This window comes from Aureimonas sp. D3 (assembly GCF_001463805.1).
GTDB lineage: Bacteria > Pseudomonadota > Alphaproteobacteria > Rhizobiales > Rhizobiaceae > Aureimonas > Aureimonas ureilytica_A.
Window position 1 is genome coordinate 19,297 of record NZ_BBWM01000042.1, and the last position, 21,691, is coordinate 40,987.

18 protein-coding genes are annotated in these 21,691 nt (G+C 65.5%); 12 read left to right on the forward strand and 6 right to left on the reverse strand.

The genetic code is table 11. From position 1 onward, the window contains the following. Positions 1–375 precede the first annotated feature (375 nt). The 3 genes from repA to repC all read left to right on the forward strand — a co-directional run bounded on the left by repA (position 376) and on the right by repC (position 4,268). Positions 376–1,614 carry a plasmid partitioning protein RepA gene (gene repA, locus AUL36_RS12645; protein WP_082655813.1) on the forward strand — a complete coding sequence of 413 codons (1,239 nt, stop codon included), beginning with the start codon at positions 376–378 and terminating at the stop codon, positions 1,612–1,614. 54 nt (positions 1,615–1,668) lie between these two features. Further along, positions 1,669–2,697, forward strand: a complete 1,029-nt coding sequence (repB, locus tag AUL36_RS12650) for a plasmid partitioning protein RepB (protein WP_062221287.1) — start codon at positions 1,669–1,671, stop codon at positions 2,695–2,697. A gap of 221 nt (positions 2,698–2,918) precedes the next feature. Then, positions 2,919–4,268 (forward strand): plasmid replication protein RepC, encoded by a 1,350-nt coding sequence (repC, locus tag AUL36_RS12655; RefSeq protein ID WP_062221290.1) that lies wholly within the window; start codon positions 2,919–2,921, stop codon positions 4,266–4,268. Positions 4,269–4,335: 67 nt separating this feature from the next. Here the strand turns inward: repC and AUL36_RS12660 are convergent, their stop codons facing one another. Both AUL36_RS12660 and AUL36_RS12665 read right to left on the reverse strand, forming a co-directional pair. Continuing rightward, positions 4,336–4,773, reverse strand: coding sequence for a hypothetical protein (locus tag AUL36_RS12660; protein ID WP_058634033.1), 438 nt, complete (start codon positions 4,771–4,773; stop codon positions 4,336–4,338). 207 nt (positions 4,774–4,980) lie between these two features. Then, the gene (locus tag AUL36_RS12665) at positions 4,981–6,204 is read right to left on the reverse strand and encodes an aminotransferase-like domain-containing protein (protein ID WP_062221329.1); all 1,224 of its coding nucleotides are present in this window, start codon (positions 6,202–6,204) and stop codon (positions 4,981–4,983) included. A gap of 258 nt (positions 6,205–6,462) precedes the next feature. On the opposite strand from AUL36_RS12665, the gene AUL36_RS12670 reads away from it, so the two are divergent. Further along, positions 6,463–6,921, forward strand: a complete 459-nt coding sequence (locus AUL36_RS12670; protein ID WP_058600368.1) for an RrF2 family transcriptional regulator — start codon at positions 6,463–6,465, stop codon at positions 6,919–6,921. Between the two features lie 10 nt (positions 6,922–6,931). Here the strand turns inward: AUL36_RS12670 and AUL36_RS12675 are convergent, their stop codons facing one another. From AUL36_RS12675 to AUL36_RS12685, 3 genes are all read right to left on the reverse strand, one after another. After that, entirely contained in the window at positions 6,932–7,384 is a 453-nt protein-coding gene (locus AUL36_RS12675; protein ID WP_062221293.1) for an MgtC/SapB family protein, read from the reverse strand. An 87-nt stretch (positions 7,385–7,471) separates the two neighbouring features. Further along, positions 7,472–8,707: a mannonate dehydratase gene (gene uxuA, locus AUL36_RS12680; protein ID WP_062221296.1), complete on the reverse strand. Its 1,236-nt coding sequence runs from the start codon at positions 8,705–8,707 to the stop codon at positions 7,472–7,474. Between the two features lie 35 nt (positions 8,708–8,742). Then, on the reverse strand, positions 8,743–9,459 hold the full coding sequence (locus tag AUL36_RS12685; RefSeq protein WP_062221299.1) for a GntR family transcriptional regulator: 717 nt from the start codon (positions 9,457–9,459) through the stop codon (positions 8,743–8,745). A gap of 109 nt (positions 9,460–9,568) precedes the next feature. Here AUL36_RS12685 and uxaC point away from each other — a divergent pair, with 109 nt between their 5' ends. The 8 genes from uxaC to AUL36_RS12725 all read left to right on the forward strand — a co-directional run bounded on the left by uxaC (position 9,569) and on the right by AUL36_RS12725 (position 20,426). After that, the gene (gene uxaC / locus AUL36_RS12690) at positions 9,569–10,969 is read left to right on the forward strand and encodes a glucuronate isomerase (protein WP_062221302.1); all 1,401 of its coding nucleotides are present in this window, start codon (positions 9,569–9,571) and stop codon (positions 10,967–10,969) included. Positions 10,970–11,020: 51 nt separating this feature from the next. Next, positions 11,021–12,196, forward strand: coding sequence for an ABC transporter substrate-binding protein (locus AUL36_RS12695; protein ID WP_062221305.1), 1,176 nt, complete (start codon positions 11,021–11,023; stop codon positions 12,194–12,196). A 100-nt stretch (positions 12,197–12,296) separates the two neighbouring features. Further along, positions 12,297–13,400 carry an ABC transporter ATP-binding protein gene (locus AUL36_RS12700; protein ID WP_062221308.1) on the forward strand — a complete coding sequence of 368 codons (1,104 nt, stop codon included), beginning with the start codon at positions 12,297–12,299 and terminating at the stop codon, positions 13,398–13,400. Between the two features lie 32 nt (positions 13,401–13,432). Continuing rightward, positions 13,433–14,311: an ABC transporter permease gene (locus tag AUL36_RS12705; protein ID WP_062221332.1), complete on the forward strand. Its 879-nt coding sequence runs from the start codon at positions 13,433–13,435 to the stop codon at positions 14,309–14,311. A 4-nt stretch (positions 14,312–14,315) separates the two neighbouring features. After that, a complete protein-coding gene (locus AUL36_RS12710) occupies positions 14,316–15,161 on the forward strand; it encodes an ABC transporter permease (RefSeq protein WP_058600376.1) in 846 nt (281 codons plus the stop codon). Positions 15,162–15,198: 37 nt separating this feature from the next. Then, positions 15,199–16,674 carry a mannitol dehydrogenase family protein gene (locus tag AUL36_RS12715; RefSeq protein ID WP_062221311.1) on the forward strand — a complete coding sequence of 492 codons (1,476 nt, stop codon included), beginning with the start codon at positions 15,199–15,201 and terminating at the stop codon, positions 16,672–16,674. A gap of 397 nt (positions 16,675–17,071) precedes the next feature. After that, positions 17,072–19,324 carry a HAMP domain-containing methyl-accepting chemotaxis protein gene (locus tag AUL36_RS12720; RefSeq protein ID WP_082655815.1) on the forward strand — a complete coding sequence of 751 codons (2,253 nt, stop codon included), beginning with the start codon at positions 17,072–17,074 and terminating at the stop codon, positions 19,322–19,324. A gap of 136 nt (positions 19,325–19,460) precedes the next feature. Further along, positions 19,461–20,426, forward strand: coding sequence for a magnesium and cobalt transport protein CorA (locus AUL36_RS12725; RefSeq protein ID WP_062221316.1), 966 nt, complete (start codon positions 19,461–19,463; stop codon positions 20,424–20,426). A 10-nt stretch (positions 20,427–20,436) separates the two neighbouring features. On the opposite strand, the gene AUL36_RS12730 is transcribed toward AUL36_RS12725, so the two are convergent. Further along, positions 20,437–21,691: MFS transporter (locus tag AUL36_RS12730; RefSeq protein WP_210168861.1), on the reverse strand; the 1,255-nt coding region annotated here is incomplete at its 5' end.

Below are 21,691 nucleotides of genomic sequence, written 5' to 3' on the forward strand. Positions count from 1 at the left end.
ACAGCGTTGACAGATGGCAACGGGCGCAGAACTCGAAAATACTAATATAAAACCGGCACTTAGAGGCAGTCGTATCGCTGCCTCGGACCGGAGTGCTCTGCTGCGCGGTGATCAGACCTATGGTTAATTGAGGCGGATTTGACTCTTAACGTCCCTACGCGCATCCTCGTTAACGGTTTTAGCCGTTAGATGTACCGAGTGCCGTTACTGATGGATGGAAGCGCAAACCTCGGGTTGGGCCCGAATGCTCCACACTCTCCCGAGCCGGATGTGGTTCCGGGCGGTCACAGCGGCCGTGCGCCTCGCCGCGCCGGAACAGAGCGCACGAAACGGCCCCGCGCGGAAACGACGCGCGTTCCCAAACGAGGCGAAGCTTTGTCCAAGCCGACATCCCCTGCCCGCGAGACCATGCCGGCCGACGAGCAGATTGCCGCCGACGCGCGGCTTTTGTCCAGTCAGTTGCAGGCGATGCGACAGCGGCTTTTCCCGCCGACGTCCAGCAAGTCGCTGCGCCCCTTCACCTCGGGGGAAGCGGCGCGGTTGATCGGCGTGTCCGACAGTTATCTGCGCCAACTCTCCATCTCCGGCGAAGGCCCGCAGCCCGAGGTCGGCCCATCCGGCCGTCGCTCCTATACGCTGGGTGACATCAACGCGCTGCGTCGCCACTTGGCCGGCCAGCACGAAGCCGGCTCGGTGAAGGCGCGCCAATATCTGAAATGGCGCCGCCCGGAAGACGGCGAGCATATTCAGATCATCGCGGTCACCAACTTCAAGGGCGGGTCGGGCAAGACGACGACGTCGGCCCACCTTGCTCAGTTTCTGGCGCTGCAAGGCTATCGGACGCTCGCGGTCGATCTCGATCCGCAGGCGTCCTTTTCCGCGCTTCTCGGCTATCAGCCCGAACTCGACCTTACCGGCAATGATACGCTCTATGGCGCCATCCGCTACGACGAGGAGCGCGTTCCGCTCGCCAGCATCATCCGCCCGACCTATTTCGACGGGCTGCACCTCGTGCCGGGCAATCTCGAGCTCCAGGAGTTCGAGCACGCGACCCCCCGGCAACTGGCCGAGGCGCAGCGCGAGGGGCTGGCCAGCGAGCGTCTGTTCTTCGCGCGGGTGCAGGATGCGCTCCGCGAGGTCGAGGACGATTACGATGTGGTCGTGATCGATTGCCCTCCGCAGCTGGGTTTCCTGACGCTCGGCGCGCTGTGCGCGGCGACCTCGGTCCTGGTGACTGTGCATCCGCAGATGCTCGACGTCGCCTCCATGAGCCAGTTCCTCTTCATGACGTCGGACCTCCTGCAGGTCGTGCGGGAGGCCGGCGGCGATCTCAATTTCGACTTCCTGCGCTATCTCGTGACGCGCTACGAGCCCCATGACGGGCCCCAAGCGCAGATCGCCGGGTTTCTGCGCGCGCAGTTCGGCAGCCGCGTCCTGACGAACCCGATGCTGAAATCCACTGCGCTGAGCGATGCGGGTCTGACCAAGCAGACGCTTTACGAGGTCGCCCGTGAGAACTTCTCCCGCTCGACCTACGACAGAGCCATGGAGTCGTTGACCGCTGTCAACAGCGAAGTGGAGGACCTGATCCTCGCCAGTTGGGGGCGCGGCTGAGATGGCGGCACAGCTCAATAGGGATTTGGATCAGACGGCGTGGGGGGCACGCCCATGAGCCGCCGCCGCGACGAACTCAAGGCCCTTCTGGGCGGAACCAGCCAGCCGGAGACGCCGACCCCCGAACCGCAGACGGAGGCCGCTCGCCCTCGCTCGCATTCGAGTTCCGGGGCGGTGAAGGCCATGGGGCTGGCGCTCGGCAATCTGCGGGCCGAGGCCCAAGACGCACGCCTCCTGCGCGAACAGGTGGCCAAGGGCGAAAAGATCATCGAGATCGATCCCGATCTGATCGAACCGGCCTTCGTGGCCGATCGGCTGTCGCAGCCCGACCGCTCGGACGAAGCTTTCGACGCGCTGTGCCGGTCGATCGAGAGCGGCGGCCAGGAAGTGCCCGTCCTCGTGCGCCCGCATCCGGAGGCGGACAAGGCGCGCGCGGGCTGGTATCAGACCGCCTATGGCCATCGCCGCATTGCGGCCACCCGCGCCCTCGGGATCAAGGTCCGCGCCGTCGTTCGGCCGCTCAGCGACGAGGAACTGGTCGTCGCGCAAGGCAAGGAAAACTCCGAGCGGCGCGATCTCTCCTTCATCGAGCGGGCCATGTTTGCCGAAGCCTTGCTGCGACGCGGTTTCGAACGCGGCACGGTGCAGTCGGCTCTGTCGTTGCACAAGGCCGAGATGACGCGCCTGCTGCAAGTGGCCGACGCCGTGCCGGTCGATATCGCGCGCGCCATCGGCCCGGCGCCCAAGGCCGGGCGAACGCGCTGGATGCTTCTGGCGGACCAGCTGAAGACGGCCAGTGCGCGCGATAAGGCCGAGCGCGAGATCGCGACGGAGCGCTTCGCGAAAGCGACCAGCGACGAGCGCTTCGTTCTCATCCTGGAGCGGCTGACGAAGCGCAGCAAGGGCAGCGCGGAAGCTGCGGAGGCCCTGACGGAAGATGGGGGCCGCGTGGTGGCGACCATCCGGCGCGACGCCAAACGGCCTGTCATCGAATTCAAGGGCGAGGCGGATTTTGCCGCTTTCGTCGCCGACGAGATTCCCGCGCTCTACGCTGCCTTCAAGGCGCGAGGCCGAGAGGACTGAACTTTCCGGTGGCGTCAGTCATCGGGGAACCGCAAACGTAACCAGCCGACGAAAGGACAGAGATCGAGGCAAGACCCAAGAAAAAAAGGCCCCCGAAACGAGACGCTCCGGAAGCCCTTTCAAGATGTAGCAATCTGAAAGAATCATGTCCGGTCTGCTCTGTCAAGAGTCGGCTCTGTTCCGGCAATGCCTCTGCTTGGCCTCGAGCCTGAAACAGGGACATGATCGAGATCCATTGGAACTCGCCTTTCGGGGCGCGGCCGCTTTCGGCTGCCCTGATCCGGCGGGAGGACGGCGTTCGCCGCGCGCAGGCGCGGCTACGCGAGGATGGCGCTTGCACCAATAAAACAGGCGCGGAGGAGGGGCCCGACAAATGGGCGCTGCTCCGGGCTTTGACGGAAGCGCGGGCACGGTTCGGCCTGTCGGATCGCACCATCGCCGTATTGGAGGCGCTCGTGTCGTGCCACGCCGGAAAACGGATCGATCCCGCGCGCCCGCAAATCGTTTTCCCGTCCAATCGCGAGCTGTCGCTGCGAACGCGCGGCATGGCCGATGCGACGCTGCGCCGGCATCTGGCCAGCCTGATCGAGGCGGGGCTTCTGCTGCGCCGCGACAGCCCCAATGGCAAGCGATACCGGCGGCGGGATCTGGAGCAGGGCGATGAAGCGTTCGGGTTCGATCTCTCTCCCTTCGCTCTTTCAGCGGATGTGATTCAGGCCGCGGCCGAGGCAGCGCGCGCCGAAGCTCGGGCCATCCGTCACATCAAGACGGATATCTCTCTCTGCCGCCGCGATATCCGAAAGATCTTGGATGCGGCTTTCTCCGAAGGGCGCACGGGAGATTGGACCGCTCTGGAGCAGCGGTGGATCGACGTCATTCGACCGCTTGCGCGCAACGCTCCAGTCGCGGAGCTTACAGCGCGCCTGCGTGAATGCGCAGATCTTCGCACACAAGCCGAAACGCGTTATCTATCAAGTCTTTCTGAACAAGAAATGAGCGGCAATGACGCGCGAAACGAGCGTCACTATCAAAATTCAAAAACAGAAAACTCTATTGAATCCAGCATCGACAAAAAAAAAGAAGAAAATTCTGACGGGGGTCTCCGGTCTGACAAGGAAACGGGCTTAGACGCTGATCCGGCGCCGCGAGCCTCAACTCAGTCGACGGGGAAGACACGCTCGCTCAGCAAAGCTCCCGTATGGAAGGGCAGGGGCGTGACATCGCGCAGCGACGCGGCAAGACTGGATGACCCCGACATTGCGACGGTTCTCGAAATCTGCCCGAGCTTGTCCGACTACAGCACGGGGCCCATACGCTCGCCGGGGGAATTGGAAGCCGTGGCTGACCGCGTGCGCGGCTTCCTCGGCATTTCGCGAGATGCCTACCGTTCGGCGCAGTCCGCGATGGGGCCGTTTCAGGCGGCGGTGACGATTGCGGCGCTCCTGGAGCGTGCCGCACACATTCGCTCGCCCGGCGGATATTTGCGCGCGCTGACGCATAAGGCCGCGACCAAGGGGTTCCGTCTCGGCCCGATGCTGGAGGCTCTGCGCAACCATGCTCTGCGAAGCTGATGGGCCACGGCGCATTGTCGGGAGGATGAGCTTACGGACAAGGTGGGAAGGACCAAGCGAGGCCCGCTCAGCGATAGGGACCGTCGAACAGGTCTCCGAGCGCCTTGCTGGCCATCCAGCGCTCCCGGCGTCGGCGACGATGTTCCGGCCTGTCATGGTTGAGATGGCAGCGCTGGCACAAGGCGGCGAGATTGCTCGAAGCATTGTTGGCGAGATCATGGTCGAGATGCGCGCAGGCCAGCCAGACACGCGTCCAGGACACCGGGATGGACGGCGCGAGGTCGGACGGGGCAGGACGCGCGTTGCGCAAGGGGCGGCCGCGTCGATCGAGCCAGACGGCTGCGCTCTCGTCCCACCATGCGCCATCGTCGCTGACGCAGATCAAAGCGCCGTGTGGACGCCGGCAATGGTCGCAGCGCCCCTTGGCGCGGCGAAAGCGGATGGAACGGGAAAGCTCGCGCCAGTCGATGGGATAGAAGCCGCGCATCTCGCGCTTGATCGGCATGGCAGGCTCGCAAACTCGCTGGGGCCGGTGAGAGTCTCGCCTCAGCGGGACGCGATCACGGGGCGGTTGTCAAGTCTGGCGATGTCAGGAATGGGCGCTGCGCAGGGATGCGAGCCCGAGCTGGGCAACGGCGGTGCGCGGAAGGCCGCGCCTGTGTCGATCGGTTGCCAGCGGTCAACCGATCGACACAGGCATCGAGTGCGGAACTCAGGCCGAAAGGCTGCGTCGGATCAGATCGGCGAGACGCGGAATGCCTTGCGTGACCGCGCGCTCGTCGGCCAGCGTGAAGGACAGGCGCAGCGTGTTCCGGCCGCCTCCATCGGCGTGGAACGCACTGCCCGGCACGAAGGCGACACGCGCTTCCGCAACCGAGCGCGCCAGAAGCTCGACCGCGTCCATCCCTTCCGGCAGCGTCACCCAGACGAACATGCCGCCATCCGGCTTCGTCCATCTCACGCCCTCTGGCATATGCTGCTCCAGCGCCTCGAGAAGCGCGTCGCGCCGTGCATGATAGGCGGTGCGCGTGCGCTCGACCTGCGCGCCATAGGTCGCCTCGGCCACGTGATGGACCACCATCTGATTGATCGATGGGGAATGAAGGTCCGACGCCTGCTTGGTCAGCACGAGCTTTTCGATCATCGGGCGCGGCGCGCAGATCCAGCCGACGCGAAGGCCGGGCGCAAGGATTTTGGAGAAGGAGCCGCAATAGATCGTCCGGCCCTGATCGATCCCGCCCGAGCGCAATGCGTCGAGCGCCGCGATCGGCGGCACGCCTTCGCCGCTATAGCGCAGCGCGGCATAGGCGGCGTCCTCGATGATCGCGATGCCAAGCTCTTCGGCGAGATCGAGCACGGCCTCGCGCTGGGCGAGCGTCAGCGTCTCGCCGCTCGGATTGGCGAAGTCGGGCACGAGATAGGCGAATTTCACTGCGCCGCTCGTCTCGCTGGCCGCTTGACGGTAGGCATCCGGCGTCATGTTGCCGCCCGCCGGCAACAGGCGATCATAGCGAGGCTCGTAGGCATTGAAGGCCTGAAGCGCGCCGAGATAGGTCGGCCAGGTCACGAGCGCCGTGTCGCCCGGCGACAGGAAAAGCTTGCCGAGATAGTCCAGCCCCTGCTGCGAGCCGGAAGTGATGAAGATATGGCTCTCGTCGCAGGGAATGCCGATCCGGCCCATTTCGCCGGCGATCCAGCGACGCAACGGCCGATAGCCTTCGCTCACCTGATATTGCAGGGCGGTATTGGCGTCGGGGCCCCCGAGAACGTCGGCATAGGCCTGACGAAACGCTTCATGAGGAAACAGCGAAGGGTCCGGAATACCGCCGGCAAAGGAGATGATGTCGGGCTGGTCCAGCAGCTTCAGAAGCTCGCGAATTTCGGACGCCTTCATGCGTCCCGCCCGCGTGGCGAAAAGGTCGGTCAAATCCATGATGGTCCTCCAATCCCGCCGACACGCCTCGTTCAAAGAGGTCTGCGTGCGCCGTGCGAGCGTTCGGCGCCGTTAAAAACGGATCGGCGAGATATGTCAACAATGCTGACCTATCTCGCTATGCTGCGCAGCGTCACGAGCGGCATTTCCGCGCTCAACGATTGTTGCGAGATGGCGTGAATCAAGGCTGGCGATATAAGGACCCAGCCCTTATGTCGGGACGGACCCAGCCGCTCGTGCGGCCCGCACGAAGGCCGGATCATGCTGACCGCGAAAGGCAAATACGGATTGAAAGCCATGCTGCATCTGGCCGATGCGGCACCGGAGCACTTGATCCTGTCGGAAGAGATCGCCAGTCAGAACGCCATCTCCAAGAAGTTTCTGGATACGATCCTTGGCGAGTTGCGCAACGCGGGGTTCATCTATGCCAAGAAGGGGCGCAATGGCGGCTACGCGCTGGCTCGCCCGGCGGGGGAGATCGCGGTGGGACACGTCCTGCGCGTATTGGATGGCCCGCTGGCACCGATCGCCTGCGCCAGTCGCACGGCCTATCGCCGCTGCACGGACTGTACAGATGTCGAGCGGTGCCGGGTGCGGCTGGTGATGCTGGAAGTCCGCAATGCGATCGCGACCGTTCTCGACAACAAGACTCTGGCCGAGTTGCAGGGGATGCGCACGCTTCTGGAAGAAGACCCGATCCTCTGGGCCGTGACGGCCTGAAGCGATCCTGTCAGTCGCGCCGCGCCTTTTCGCTGCCGGGCAGGAGGCGCTCCAGGACACGCACCAGCGTCAGGATGACGAGACACAAGCCGGCGGCGATCCCCACCAGACAGAACGGGCCCGCGCCCGCCGCAATGCCGAGCGCGGCCGCCAGCCAGATACTGGCGGCGGACGTCAGATTGTGGACATCGCCCTTCGAGACGAAGATCGCGCCCGCGGCGACGAAGCCGATGGCCTGGGCGAGTCCTTGAATGACGCGCAGCGGATCGGGGCTTGCGTTCGCCAGGCCGTTCAATTCGTGAAACAGGATCAGCGCCGAGATCGTGATCGTTGCCGAACTCATGGCGACCAGCGCATGGGTGCGAATGCCCGCCGAGATGCCGCGCAACTCGCGGTCGATGCCGAGCAGGAGGCCGACCAGCGTGGCGAGCCCCAAGCGAACGGCGATGTCGGTTGCGTCCATGAGAGGTCTCCGATGCGCAGGAAAATATCGCGCATCGGAGCGGCCTGAAGCGCTCGTCCCTTAGCTGTCGAAGAGCGCGCGCGGCGATCAGGCGAGCGTCAGCGCCTCGGTCGATGCGGATTGCGCAGGCCCCGGCACTTCCGGCGGATGGCCAAGCGCATGAAGAATACCGCGTAATTCGGCAAGGCCCCTCATGCGCCCGATGGCGGGGTAGCCGGGCGTCACGCTCTTGTGGAGATCGTCCAGCATCCGATGGCCGTGGTCGGAGCGGAAGACAATGGTCCCGTCGCCCGTCCGCTTGGTATCTTCGGCCACCAGCTCGCGCAGCACCGCGACCATGTCCGTGTCCCCGTCGAGATGGGCCGATTCATGGAACGAGCGCGGATCGCTTTCGCGGCGCGTGTTGCGCAAGTGTGCGAAATGGATGCGCGAGGCGAAGCGCCGGGCGATAGCGGCCAAGTTGTTGTCGGGTCGCACGCCGAGACTGCCCGTGCAGAAGCACATGCCGTTGGCGGGGGAGGGGACCGCATCGAACAAGGCGGCATAATCCGCTTCCGTCGAGGCGATGCGCGGCAGGCCGAAGAGCGGGCGCGGGGGATCGTCCGGGTGCAGCGTCAGCTTGACGCCGACCGCCTCGGCTGCCGGCGTCACCGCTTGCAGGAACTCGATCAGGTGCTGGCGCAGGCGTCCGGCGTCGATGTCGCGATATTCCTGAAGCTTCTCGCGGAAACCGGGAATGGTCATGGGCTCGGTGGTGGAGCCGGGCAGGGCACTCGTGATGTTGCGCACGAGATCGGCCTTGGTCTCCTCGCTCATCGCCGCAAATGTCGCCTTGGCGCGGGCCTGCTCGTCTGGCGTATAGTCGCGCCCCGCGCCCGGCCGCTCCAGAATGAAGAGTTCGAAGGCGGCGAACGTGTCGAAGTCGAAGCGCATGGCGGTGGCGCCCGTGTCGGTCACGAAGTCGAGCTCCGTGCGGCACCAGTCCACAACCGGCATGAAATTGTAGCAGACGACCGGAATGCCGGCGCGCCCGACCGCTTCGAGGCTGCTGATCCAAGCCTCGATCTCGGGTTTGGCGGCCCCGCCCTTGCGCTTCACCGCATCGGGAATGGGAATGCTTTCCACCACCGACCAGCGCAGCGGCACGCGGCCTTCGGGCGTCGTTTCGATCATGTCGCGCCGGGTCTCGACCGCCTGTGGCGTCCAGACCGCGCCGATCGGCTCCTCGTGCAGCGACGAGACGATATCCGTCGCGCCGACATGGCGCACCTCGTCCAGCGTTACCGGGGCCTTTGGGCCGAACCATCTCCAGCCTTGCCGCATCGTCTGTCTCCTCCCGCCCGGTTCCCCGCCGGGCTTTAAATGAAATAGTCGGGGTAGCGCCCCTTGAGCTCGGCGACGTCGGGAATGACGGCGCTCAGATGAAGGGCCATGGCGGCCTTCGCCCCGTCTTCGTCGTGCGCGGCGAGACGGGCGCGAATCTCTTCATGCTCGGCGATCACCTGTTCCATGCGCCCGAGCACAGGCAGGGTCAGGCGGCGGGCGCGGTCGATCTGGATCTTGGCCTGCGCCAGCAGCGCCCAGATGCCGGGATGACCGGACAGATCCGCGATCGCGGCGTGAAATCCCTCGTCCGCTTCGTGGAAGGCGTCCGTATCCCCCGCATGGGCCGCGCCCTTTTGCCGGCGGATAGCCAGATCCACCCCCGCCAGCCCTTCGGGCGTCGCATGGCGCGCGGCCAGTTCCACCGTGATCCCTTCCAGCGCCTTGCGGATCAGGACAGCCTCGGGAATGGCGTTCACCGGCACGCGCGACACGAAGGTGCCCGATTGGGGAAAGATGTCCACCAGCCCGATCTCCGACAGGCGGATCAGCGCCTCGCGCACCGGCGTGCGGCTGACGCCGAAACGCTCGATCAGCATTCGGTCCTGCAACGGCGAGCCCGGCGGCAGGCGGGACGCGACGATCTCCACGCGCAAGGCTTCGAAAATCTGCGTGGCTGATGTGACGCGGCGCGCTGGTGCGCCCCGGCGGGGCGGGGCGACCGGCGCGTCGATCTGGACCCGTTCGGACATAAGAAACTCGCACTGTCTCGCGATTGACATTCTAGTATACTAGTTGATAGAACCTGCCAAGGCCGAATGGGAGCCCGTCTTACGGACGGGACGGCCGAAGGGAGGAACGATGGCGCTGCATCCAGACAGGCTCCTGCCGGTTGAGGACACCACGCGCGCGATCGCGCGGCGGCTCTTCGCCGAGGTCGAAACCCTGCCCATCGTCTCGCCGCACGGGCACACCGAGCCCGCCTGGTACGCGCAGAACGAGCGCTTCCCGGACCCCGCCGCGCTGTTCGTGATCCCCGATCACTATATCTTTCGAATGCTCTATTCGCAGGGCGTGCCGCTGGAGGCGCTGGGGGTTCCCACGGCCGACGGCACCCCGGTCGAGACGGATCCGAGGCGGATCTGGCGCTTGTTCGCCGAGCATTACCGCCTGTTTCGCGGGACGCCCTCGCGCCTCTGGTTCGAGCACTCGCTGCAAGCCACCTTCGGCATCGAGGAGCGCCTGTCGCCCCAGACGGCCGACGCGATCTACGACCAGATCGCCGATGCGCTCCAGACCGATGCCATGCGCCCGCGCGCTCTTTACGAGCGCTTCAACATCGAGGCCATCGCGACGACGGACTCGGCGCTCGACGATCTCGCCCATCACGACGCGGTGCGCGCGTCCGGCTGGCGGGGCCGCGTGTTGCCGACCTATCGGCCCGATGCCGTGGTGGACCCGGATCGTCCGGGCTTTGCCGAGGCGCTGCAACGCTTCTTTGCGCTGACGGGCGAGCCGCAGACCTATAGCGGCTATCTCGACGGGCACCGCACCCGCCGCGCCTATTTCAAGGCGCGGGGGGCGACGGCGACCGATCACGGCCATCCGTCCGCCCGCACTGCCAATCTCTCGGCGGCGGAATGCGAGCTTCTGTTCTCGAAGATTCTCGCGGGCACAGGCAGCGCGGCGGAGAACGAACTCTTCCGCGCCCAGATGCTCACCGAAATGGCGCGCATGAGCCTCGACGACGGGCTGGTCATGCAGATCCACGCCGGCTCCTCGCGCAATCACAATTCCAAGCTCTTCGAGCGCTTCGGCTTTGATAAGGGCGCGGACATCCCGCAGCGCACGGATTATGTCGGCGCGCTGCGCCCGCTGCTCGATGTCGTCGGCAACGAGGCGGGGCTCACCATCATCCTCTTCACGCTGGACGAGACGGTCTACAGCCGCGAGCTGGCTCCGCTCGCCGGCCATTATCCCGCGCTGCGTCTCGGCCCGCCCTGGTGGTTCCACGACAGCCCGGAAGGCATGATGCGCTTTCGCGAGAACGTCACCGAGACCGCCGGCTTCTACAACACGGTCGGCTTCAACGACGACACGCGGGCCTTCCTGTCCATCCCGGCGCGCCACGATGTGGCGCGCCGGGTCGACTGCGCCTTCCTCGCCAAGCTCGTGGCCGATGGCCGGCTGGACGAGGACGAGGCGCGCGAGGTCGCCATCGACCTGACCTATCGTGTGGTCAAGGACGCCTACAAAATCTGACATGGGCCTGTCGGCCGGGAGACCGGCAGGTTGCAAAGGGAGGATCGACCAATGAACATGAACCGCAGACGCTTCATGGGAACGACGGCGGCCGTGGCCGGCGCAACGCTGTTCGGCGGACGCGCCTTCGCCGCGCTGAAGGCCCCGTCGAGCCCCGTCACGATCACGGTGGCCGATGTCGCCGGCAATCTGGCGCTGACGCAGGCCGCGATGGAGCGCTACACGCAGGCCAAGCCCGAATGGGCGAGCCGCATCGCCTTCACCAAGGCCCCCGCGCCCGAACTGCCCGCCAAGCTCAAGGCGCAGCAAGCGGCGGGCCGGGTCGATATCGACCTCGTGCTGACCGGCACGGACGCCCTGTCGGCGGGCCTCGATCAGGGCATCTGGACCGATCTCAAGCCCTATATGGCCGATCTGCCCAATCTCCAGAGCATCTATATTCCGCAGGCCTACAAGATGCAGGCCATGGCGAAGGACCACGGCGTCGTCGTGTCCTACTACCCGTCCGGTCCGCTGATCGAATACATGCCCGACCGCGTGCCGACGCCGCCCAAGACGGCCGAAGAGCTTCTGGCCTGGACCAAGGCCAACAAGAACAAGTTCATCTATGCGCGCCCCTCCAATTCCGGGCCGGGCCGCACCTTCCTGATGGGCCTGCCCTATATCCTGAAGGATGCCGACCCGCGCGATCCCGTGAAGGGCTGGGACAAGACCTGGGCCTATCTCGAAGAACTCGGCCAGAACATCGAATATTACGCCTCGGGCACGACGCAGACCATGCGCGAGCTGGGCGAAGGCACGCGCGACATCGTCGTCTCGACCACGGGCTGGGACATCAACCCCCGCGTTCTCGGCACCGTTCCGACCGAGGCCGAGGTCGGCACGCTGGCCGGCTTCCATTGGGTGACGGACGCCCATTACATGGTCGTGCCGAAGGGCGTGTCGGAAGAGAAGCTCGCGGTTCTCCTCGACCTCATGAACTTCATGCTGACACCGGAATCCCAAGCCTATGCCTATGACCAGGGTTACTTCTATCCCGGCCCGGCGGTGAAGGATGTGCCGTTGTCCATGGCGCCGCAGGAGAGCCAGGACGCGATCAAGGAATTCGGCCGTCCGCAATACGACCAGTGGATCGCCGACAATCCGCTGGAAACCCCGCTCGACGCCGACAAGCTCGTTGCCGCCTTCCGCATCTGGGACGAGCGGATCGGCGCCAAGAAGGGCTGAAGCTCATAGCCCCGACACGGGCGGCCGGTTGACCCGGCCGCTCCTTCGCTCCGGCCCAGTTGCCGGAGCCGTTCTCCCATCACGCCGGAGATCCCCCGCGATGAACGCCCATAGCTCTTCCGTGTCGGCTTCGGGCCGCGCGTCCGCTCCCCCTGTCGGCGGCGGCCGGCTCGAACTTCTGAACCTTCAACGCGCCTTCGGCACCTATAAGGCGCTGGCCGGCATCGATCTGGCGGTAGAGCGCGGCGAGTTCATCGCGCTGCTCGGGCCATCGGGCTGCGGCAAGTCCACGGCGCTGAACTGCATCGCCGGCCTTCTGCCGCTGACGGGGGGCGAGATTCGCCTTGATGGGCGCCCGATCCACGAGTTGGAGCCGGAAAAGCGCGGCTTCGGCATGGTGTTCCAGAGCTACGCGCTCTTTCCCCATATGACGATCCGCAAGAATGTCGGCTTCGGCTTGGCTATGCAGGGCGTGCCGAAGGCGGAGGCCGAAAGCCGCATCGATGCCGCGCTCGATCTTGTGCGCCTGCGCTCGCAGGGCGACAAGCTGCCGGGCCAATTGTCGGGCGGTCAGCAGCAGCGCGTGGCCATCGCCCGCGCCATCGTCATCCGCCCGCCCATCGTTCTGATGGACGAGCCGCTGTCCAATCTCGACGCCAAGCTGCGCTTGGAGATGCGCGCCGAAATCCGCGCCATCCACGAGGCGATCGGTTCCACCACGATCTATGTCACGCATGATCAGGACGAGGCGCTGTCGCTGGCCGACCGCATCGTCGTCATGTCGGGCGGCCTGATCCGGCAGGTCGGCACGCCCGAAGACCTTTATGAGCGGCCCAACCATGTCGAGGTCGCCGACTTCATGGGCTATCGCACCCGCGTGTCCGGCCGCGTGGCGGATGGGGCTGGCGCGGTGGATCTCGCGAGCGGGCGCATCATCCTGCCGGCGGCGGCCAAACTGCGGCCCGGCACGGCGGTCACCGTCTCGACCCGGCCCGAAGACTTCGTCGCCACGCGCGGCGGCGAAGGTCTCACCGGCACCGTGCGCGCCATCGAATATCGCGGCCGTGCCTGGTTCGGCTCGGCGGCTCTCGCCGACGGAACGGTCGTCTATTTCCGCGCCGACGGGGCGCTGCGCAACGGCGAGAGCGTGACGCTGCGCTTCGACCCCACGCGCACCCTCGTCTTCGAAGGGGAGGGGGCATGAGCGACACCACCCTTTCCGCCGCCCCGCGCGTGATGGCGCGGCCCTCGCTGAAGACGCGCCTCGCCGCCAACGGCATCGACGGCACGACCCTTCTCGTGCTGCCCGGCCTCGTCGCGGTGCTGGCCCTCTTCATCTATCCCTTCGCCTATGGCGTCGTGGATTCGCTGACGCCCACGGACGGCGTCTGGTACGAGAACTACCGCCGCTTCTTCTCCGACCCGTTCCTTTACAACACGATCTCGGCGACGCTCTGGCTCGCCCTGCCGGTGACGCTGCTCAACCTCGCGCTCGCCGTGCCCATCGCCTTTCGCGTGCGCCTCATGCGTCGGCAGCGGCTGCTCACGACGCTCCTTGTTCTCCCCATCACGCTCGGCACGGTTCTGGTGGCCGAAGGGCTCCTGAACTTCCTCGGGCCGCAGGGCTGGTTCAATCGAACGCTGATCTTCATCGGTCTTCTCGAGACGCCGATCCGCCTCACCAACAATTACTGGGGCGTCTTCGCCTCGCTGCTCATCACCGGCTTTCCTTTCGCCTTCCTCTTGACGCTCTCTTATGTGTCGGGCATCGACCCGGCGATCGAGCAGGCGGCGGCGACGCTCGGGGCCAATGCGCGGCGGCGCTTCACGAGAGTCTTCCTGCCGCTTCTGGTGCCGGGCCTTGCCGTCACCTTCTGCCTTGCCTTCGTGCAGGCCTTTGCCGTCTTCCCCTCGGCGGTGCTGCTCGGCGCGCCGGCGGGCGCGACGCGCGTCATTTCGATCGCGGCCTATTCGGCGGCCTTCGAGGAATACAATCACTCGCTCGGCTCGGCGATCGCCATCATCATGGGGCTGGTGCAGCTCGCCGTGGTGCTTCTGGTGCTCGGGATCCGTGGTCTCTTCTATCGCGGCCCCGCCGGCGGAACGAAAGGCTGACCCCATGATCCGCGACCGTGGCATCGGCTCCAAACTCTGGCGAACGGCCGTCTGGGCCGTCACCATCCTCTTCGTGCTCAATCTCCTCGGCGTCATCGCCACCGTGGTGACGAACTCGCTGGCAACGCGCTGGCTCGGCACCTGGCTGCCGGTGGACTTCACCACGCGCTGGTATTTCTCCGCCTGGCGCGAGTTCCAGCTGACCGACGTTCTTCTCGTCACCTTCCAGGTCGTGTTTCTGGTCACGATCCTGTCCGGCCTCATCGGCATCACCACGGCCTATGCCTTGGCGCGGCGGGACTTTCCGGGCAAGCGCTTCGCCATCCTCCTGTTTCTCCTGCCGCTTCTGGTGCCCCCGCTCACCTACGGCATTCCGCTGGCGACCCTCCTCTATCAGGTCGGGCTCGGCGGTTCCTTCTGGGGCGTGGTGATCATCAATCTCGTGCCCTCGATCCCCTTCGTGGTGCTCGTCATGATCCCCTTCATCGAGCAGATCGACCCGCGCGTGGAGGCCGCCGCGCGCGTCTTCGGGGCCGGCACGGGGAGCCTCTTCCTGCGCATTCTCCTGCCGCTGCTGCTGCCGGGCATGCTGGCCGCGCTGCTTCTGGTTCTGGTGCGCACCATCGCCATGTTCGAGCTGACCTTCCTCGTGGCCGGGCCGACAAGCCAGACGCTGGTCGTCTCGCTCTATTACGCGGTCTTTGCGTCCGGCGTGCGCGCCTCGCAGTCGATCGACGCCATGGCCGTGGTCTATATGGTCACGACACTCTTCTGGCTCGTGCTCGCCCTGCGATTCGTCAATCCGACGCAGATCGTGGCTAGAGCCAAGCAGTCCCAGCCGGCGCATTGAGCGCCGGCCCCATCGTGAGGCCCAAGGGAAACCCGACATGACCCGCCTGTCCGAGACCGCTCTCGCGAACCTTCCGTCCAGCGTCCAGCGCCCCGCCTATAACCGCACGGACGTGAAGGTCGGCATCGTCCATCTCGGACTCGGCGCGTTCCACCGCGCCCATCAGGCCGTGATGACGGAAGCGGTGCTCGCCTCGGGCGATCTGAGCTGGGGCATTGCCGGCGTGTCGCTGCGCAGCCCCGACACGCGCGATGCGCTGGAACCGCAGGACGGGCTCTACACGGTGGCCGTGCGCGGCGCTGAGGGCGGTCGCTTCGAGGTGATCGGCGCGATCCTCCAGAGCCTCGTCGCGCCGGAAGATCCCGAAGCCGTCCTCGCCCTTATGGCGGCGCCGGACACGCGCATCGTCTCCTTGACGGTGACCGAAAAGGGCTACTGCCACAAGCCGGCGACGGGCGAACTCGACGAGGCCCATCCCGGCATCGTTCATGATCTGGCTGAGCCAACCAAGCCCCAGACCGCGATCGGGTTCCTCGTCGAGGCGCTGGATCGCCGTCGCCGCGCCGGCTTGCAGCCCTTCACGGTTCTCTCCTGCGACAATCTCCCGTCCAACGGGCGCACGGTCGCCAAGGTCGTCACGCGCTTTGCCGAACTGCGGGATGCCGAACTCGGCGCCTGGGTCCGCGAGCATGTGGCCTTCCCTTGCACCATGGTGGACCGGATCGTGCCGGCCACCACCGACGCCGATCGCGCGCTGGTGGCCGAGGCCCTGGGCGTCGAGGATGCCTGGCCCGTCATGGCCGAGCCCTTCACCCAATGGGTGGTGGAGGATCATTTCCCCACTGGGCGTCCGCAATGGGAGCTGGGCGGCGCGACCTTCGCGAGCGAAGTCGAGCCCTTCGAGCTGATGAAACTCCGCCTTCTCAATGGCTCGCATTCGACGCTCGCTTATCTCGGCTACCTCTCGGGCCATGAGACGGTCGCCGACGCCATGGCCGCGCCGGGCTTCGCCGAGCTACTGGAAGCCATGATGCGCGAGGAGGTCACGCCGACGCTCCCCAGCCTTCCGGGCTTCGATCTCACCGCCTATCGCGCCGCCCTTCTGGAGCGTTTCCGCAATCCGGCGCTGCGCCATCGCACTTGGCAGATCGCCATGGACGGCTCGCAGAAGCTGCCGCAGCGGCTTCTCGGCACGATCCGCGACCGGCTGAAGGCGGGCGCGGGCTTTGAGCGTCTGGCGCTCGGCGTCGCGGCTTGGATGGTCTATGCCACCGCGCATGACGAGCATGGCCAGCCGATCGACGTGCGCGATCCGCTGGCGGCGCGTTTTGCCGAGGCGACCGCCGACAAGCGCACGGCGGAGGCGCTGGTCGAGGCCTATTTCCAGTTCCCGGAAGTTTTCGGTGCGGACCTGACGCACGATCCGCATTTCCGCGAGGAGGTCACGCGCGAGTTGGCGGGGCTGCTTGCCATCGGCGCGGCGCGGACGGTGGCGGAAGTCGGAGGCCACTGAAAGTCAGCCGCTCTCAAGCAGCGTCGCGAAAAGTCCAAACGGCCCATGTCGGATCGATCCGACATGGGCCGTTTGCCGTTGTGCCGAAGCCGGTAAGAGGGCCGGCGTCACCGCCCTTGGGTTAGATTTACCCTTTGTTGCCCCTCTTGGCTGAGAGCCGGAAAAGAGAGGGAACATTCCGAAGGTGTTAGCTCGCCATCAAGGAGTTTCCCTCAAGTTGTAATCAGAATTAATTAGAAGAAGTGCTAACGCGCCTCTTATTATCAGCATCGATGATGTTTTTCGTCCCGAGATCGTAAAAGTTCCATTCGAGTGAATGGGATGTTGTGAATTTGTATTCGTCGCAACGTGTCCGTCGTTGCCGTAGCGTCAATGGTTGTGTCGTGGGGTTTATTCTATGCGTATGACGATCAAGGCAAAGCTCGCCGGAGCGTTCGGCGGTGTGCTGCTGCTGCTGGGGGCCAGCGGTTATATGGCGGTGGCGGGTCTGGGGCAGACCAATGCCGCCATGACGAGCTTCACCCAGACAACCTTCGTTCAGTCACAGAACGGGTTGGCCATCTCGACCGCCGTGGCCGATATTCGTCGCTTGATGCTTCGTATGCTTCTGTCGAATGACAGTCAGATGCTGGAGGCGCAAAAGTCGCGGCTTGCGCAAAACTGGGAGACGATCGACGCGTCTCTCAAGCGTTTGGAGGCTGCCACCAGCGCGGCCGATCAGCCGAGCCTCGCAGAGTTCCATGCACTGGTGGACGGCTTCCGCGTCGCTGTCCAGTCTGCGACCGTTCAATTGCAAAAAGCCAATATCGAAGCGGGCAACGTAGCCATCTTGGAGATTGGGAAGGTCGTTGATCCCGTGGTGTCCGACCTCACGGGTATCCGCGACATGCTGCGCCGGGAGAATGCCCCGGCTCTGTCGCAGCGCGTTGATGACCTGTTGGAGACGATCGCTACGTCTCGCATGGCTGCGATTTCGGCGGTCGTGCTCTCGGACGACAAGCAGATCCAGGTGGCGGCCGACCTCGTCGAACAGAATTCACAATCCATCGCGCAACAGATCGTCAATCTGACGCGCGACCTGCCGTCCGCTGACGCGACGAGCATGACACGCCTGAAGAGCGAATGGGAAAAGGCTACGGCCGTTCTGAAGCAACAAGCCGAGATCGGGGTCGTCAACGACTTCGCGAAGGCGCAGGATATGCTCGACAAGCAGGTTGTGGCGGCAGGTGACAAGCTCACCACCTATGTCGGTCAGCTCAATCGCAACCTCGCGCAGACCGCCACCGATGTCGCGGCGCAGGCTCAGACCTCCTATGACACCATCCGCTTCGATCTGATCGCGCTCATCATCGGCGCTGTGCTCGTGGGGGCCGCTGCCGCCGTCTGGATCTCGCTTTCGATTTCGCGGGGCCTTTCCAAGTCCGTGGCTCTGGCCGAGGCCATCGGCTCCGGCGACCTGACGCAACGCGCGGCGATCACCACGCGCGACGAGATCGGCGATCTCCAGCTGGCCATGAACGGCATGTCCGACAAGCTGAGCGAGATTGTCTCCGACGTCATCAACTCGTCCAGCCAGGTCGCGGCCGGTGCCCGTCAGTCTGCCGTGACCGCCGAGCAGTTGAGCCAGGGCGCCAGCGAGCAGGCCGCTTCGACCGAGCAGATCGGCCAGGGCGCGAACGAGCAGGCCGCCTCCACGCAGCAGCTGAGCCAGGGCGCCACCGAACAGGCGGCCGCGATGGAACAGGCCTCCTCGGCCATGGAAGAAATGGCGGCCAATATCCGCCAGAACGCTGAAAATGCCGGCGCCACGGCCAAGATCGCCGGGAACGCCTCGCAGAACGCGCAGAAGAGCGGCGTCGCCGTCGCCAACTCCGTCGACGCCATGCGCACCATCGCCGAGAAGATCCGCATCGTTCAGGAAATCGCCCGTCAGACCGACCTTCTCGCTCTGAACGCCGCGATCGAAGCTGCCCGCGCCGGTGCCCATGGCAAGGGCTTCGCGGTGGTCGCCTCCGAAGTGCGCAAGCTCGCCGAGCGCAGTCAGGCCGCCGCGAGCGAGATCAGCTCGCTCTCGACCTCGACGCTGCACGTCTCGGAAGAGGCCGGTCGGATGCTGGAGCAGCTCGTTCCCGACATCCAGCGCACGGCCGATCTCGTGGCCGAAATCTCCGCGGCCTGCCGCGAGCAGAATTCGGGTGCCGAGCAGATCAATCAAGCGATCCAGCAGCTCGATCAGGTCACGCAGCAGGTCAGCAATTCGGCCACGCAGATCGACCAGATCGCGCAGCAGACCAGCGTCGCCATCCAGTCCCTCGATCAGGTCACGCAGCAGAACGCCAGCGCGGCCAACGAAATGTCGGCAACGGCCGAACAGCTTGCCGCCGAGGCCCGCCGTCTGGCCGATCGCGTCAGCTACTTCCAGCTGACCGGTCAGCGCGACCGCCCGGCAGCCCCGATGTCCGTGGTCCTCGACGCGCCGGTCGCCCGGCCGGCGGCAGCCGGAGACGCCCGCACGCTCCAGTCGCAGGTCGGTCGCTTCGCAGCCTCGCGCCCTGAGCGGACCCCGCAGCCTTCGGCTCAGCGTTCCGGCTTCGAACTGGATCTCGGCGAAACCGATCCGCAGAAGGGCTTCGAGCGCATGAGCGCCTGACACGCATGAGCGCCTGACAAAGGAATCCTTCGTCATCGTCTCTTCGGCTCGCCCGGCTATATCTGCCGGGCGAGCCGAACCGTCTCGCGATGAAACCCTCCAGCGGCGCGCGCTGATTTCCCGTTGAAAGAGCTCCATGACCGTTGTTGCCGGCTTCGAATATCGGGATGGAAAGCGGGTTCGCGAGGTCTCGCTCTTCGAGCCGCTTCCCCGGCGCGAGCCCGGCAGCTTCATCTGGATCGGCATTGCCGATCCGACGGAAGCCGAGATGGAGGCGATCGGCCGGTGTTTCGATCTTCATCCCTTAGCGCTGGAGGATGCGCGCCAGCCCCATGTGCGCCCGAAGCTCGAAGTCTATGATCGCGACCTGTTCCTCGTGGCGCGCACGGCGATGCGCGAGGGCGACCATATCCGCTACGGCAACACGTCGATCTTCGTCTGCGACGATGTGATCGTCACGATCCGCACGGGCTCGCACAGCGATCACAAGCCGCTACGCGCCAAGCTGGAAGCCTCACCCTTGCTCCTGCGATATGGTGTCGATTACGTGCTTTACGGCGTTCTCGACTTCGTGGTCGCCAATTACGAGCCGGTTCTGGAATCGATCGAGGAAGATCTGTTCGACATGGAGCGGCAGGCGCTCGACACGTTTCTGACGCGCGCCGAGATCAACCGGCTCTTCGCCATCCGCCGCGAGCTGGCCCGCTTCGGGCGCATCATGGGGCCGATGGAGGAGATGCTGGAGCGCCTGACCCATCTGGCGCTGAAAAGCCTGGATGAGGATGTGCGCCCCTATTTCAGCGATGTCTATGGCCGCGTGCGCCGCGCCTCCGCGCGCATCGAAGGCGCGCGGGACAGTATCACCGCGACGCTCGAAGCCTCCTCGCTCCTGGAGCAGCACCGGCAGGGCGAGATCACCCGCCAGCTCGCCGCCTGGGCCGCGATCCTCGCCGTGCCCACCGCCATCGCCGGCGTTTACGGGATGAATTTCGAAAACATGCCCGAGCTTCACTGGCGCTACGGCTATTACATGGTGCTATCAGCCATTCTGACGGTCGCCGGCTTTCTGTTCTGGCGCTTCCGCCGCAGCGGATGGCTTTGACGCCGATCCGCTATGCCTGTCCGGCGGCATAAAGATCCGATTGCCGGTCGAGATGACGCGTCATGAGGAGCATCGCGGCGGCGGCCGCCATCATGCCGGTGGCCGAGAGAATGGCGGTTCGAAAGTCGAAAAGGCTGGCGAGCCCGCCGAGCAGCGCCGAGGCCATCAGCCCGCCGACGAAGAGCGAGTTCATGTAGAGCGAGGTCGCCCGGCCGATTCGCCCGCGCGCGAAGCCCTGCACGAAACTGGCGCTGACGCCCGCGAACACGCCGTAATAAAGCCCCTCCAGAGCCGCGCCCAGCACGAGATGTGGGATTGAGTGTGTTTGAGCCAACACCCCATAGGCGAGGATGCCGAGACCTGCGGAAAGAACCAGGCAGCGCCGCGCGCCGATCCGCCGCAAGAGAGGTGCGCTGGCCAGAATGACCAAAACCTCCATGAAGCATTTCACCGCAAAGGACAGGCCCGGCGCATAGGTCGGCAGGCCCGCTTCCCGGACATAGAACAGCGGCAGCGCCGCCGTGCACAGGACATGCGAAATCGAGAAGAGAAAGCAGGCGCCGGTGGCGAGCCAGAGCGCCGGGTTCGGCGCTTCCGCTTCGGCCTGCGACCCAAGCCCGCTCTCCTTGGAGGCTGCGATCTTGCGAAAGCCTGATGGCAGACAGATCCAGCCAAGGCCGAGCGTGACGGCGCAGAGAAGCGCGCTTCCTTCGAACGCTACCGCGCTTCCCCATCGATCGGCTGCGCCGAAGGCGAGCGCCGGGCCGATCATCCAGCCGAGCGAGGTCATGGTGCGAAGGCGCGTGTTGTATCGCGCCGCGTCGAGGCCCTCCCGTTCGGCATAAAGGCGACCGAAGGAATAGAGGCTGGAGGTCGCCGAATTGCCGAGCGCCAAAAGGGGGGCAGCGAGGACCAGAAGGGCCGGGAAGCCATGCGGCAGCACCAGAACGACGACGCCGAGCAGGCGCAAGGCATTGGCGGCGGAGACGAGCCGCGCGATGCGTGCGCCCCCATCGATCCGCTCGCCACAGAAGCGGTTGGCTCCCACGGTCACCAGCGTCGCCACGGCCGCGTAGAGGCTCATCGCCCAGGGCGGCTGGTGCAGATCCTCCACGATATGGAACCCCATGAAGGTCGCGAGCGAGGCGCTGGCCAGCGCCACGGCGAAGAGACTGACCAGAATGAAAACGGAATTCGGGCCGCCGGTGGACTGGCGGTTGGCGTCTTGGGTCATGGCTTGGGGTCCGGCGGCTTCGATCCGGCTC

What these genes read in the sequence shown, in the direction of transcription:
- AUL36_RS12685 (WP_062221299.1), bottom strand. Translation starts at nt 9,459, where the DNA reads ATGTCCGAACGGGTCCAGATCGACGCGCCGGTCGCCCCGCCCCGCCGG.
- uxuA (WP_062221296.1), bottom strand. Translation starts at nt 8,707, where the DNA reads ATGCGGCAAGGCTGGAGATGGTTCGGCCCAAAGGCCCCGGTAACGCTG.
- uxaC (WP_062221302.1), top strand. Translation starts at nt 9,569, where the DNA reads ATGGCGCTGCATCCAGACAGGCTCCTGCCGGTTGAGGACACCACGCGC.
- AUL36_RS12675 (WP_062221293.1), bottom strand. Translation starts at nt 7,384, where the DNA reads ATGGACGCAACCGACATCGCCGTTCGCTTGGGGCTCGCCACGCTGGTC.
- AUL36_RS12715 (WP_062221311.1), top strand. Translation starts at nt 15,199, where the DNA reads ATGACCCGCCTGTCCGAGACCGCTCTCGCGAACCTTCCGTCCAGCGTC.
- AUL36_RS12670 (WP_058600368.1), top strand. Translation starts at nt 6,463, where the DNA reads ATGCTGACCGCGAAAGGCAAATACGGATTGAAAGCCATGCTGCATCTG.
- repB (WP_062221287.1), top strand. Translation starts at nt 1,669, where the DNA reads ATGAGCCGCCGCCGCGACGAACTCAAGGCCCTTCTGGGCGGAACCAGC.
- AUL36_RS12700 (WP_062221308.1), top strand. Translation starts at nt 12,297, where the DNA reads ATGAACGCCCATAGCTCTTCCGTGTCGGCTTCGGGCCGCGCGTCCGCT.
- repC (WP_062221290.1), top strand. Translation starts at nt 2,919, where the DNA reads ATGATCGAGATCCATTGGAACTCGCCTTTCGGGGCGCGGCCGCTTTCG.
- AUL36_RS12660 (WP_058634033.1), bottom strand. Translation starts at nt 4,773, where the DNA reads ATGCCGATCAAGCGCGAGATGCGCGGCTTCTATCCCATCGACTGGCGC.
- AUL36_RS12710 (WP_058600376.1), top strand. Translation starts at nt 14,316, where the DNA reads ATGATCCGCGACCGTGGCATCGGCTCCAAACTCTGGCGAACGGCCGTC.
- AUL36_RS12705 (WP_062221332.1), top strand. Translation starts at nt 13,433, where the DNA reads ATGGCGCGGCCCTCGCTGAAGACGCGCCTCGCCGCCAACGGCATCGAC.
- AUL36_RS12695 (WP_062221305.1), top strand. Translation starts at nt 11,021, where the DNA reads ATGAACATGAACCGCAGACGCTTCATGGGAACGACGGCGGCCGTGGCC.
- AUL36_RS12725 (WP_062221316.1), top strand. Translation starts at nt 19,461, where the DNA reads ATGACCGTTGTTGCCGGCTTCGAATATCGGGATGGAAAGCGGGTTCGC.
- AUL36_RS12720 (WP_082655815.1), top strand. Translation starts at nt 17,072, where the DNA reads ATGCGTATGACGATCAAGGCAAAGCTCGCCGGAGCGTTCGGCGGTGTG.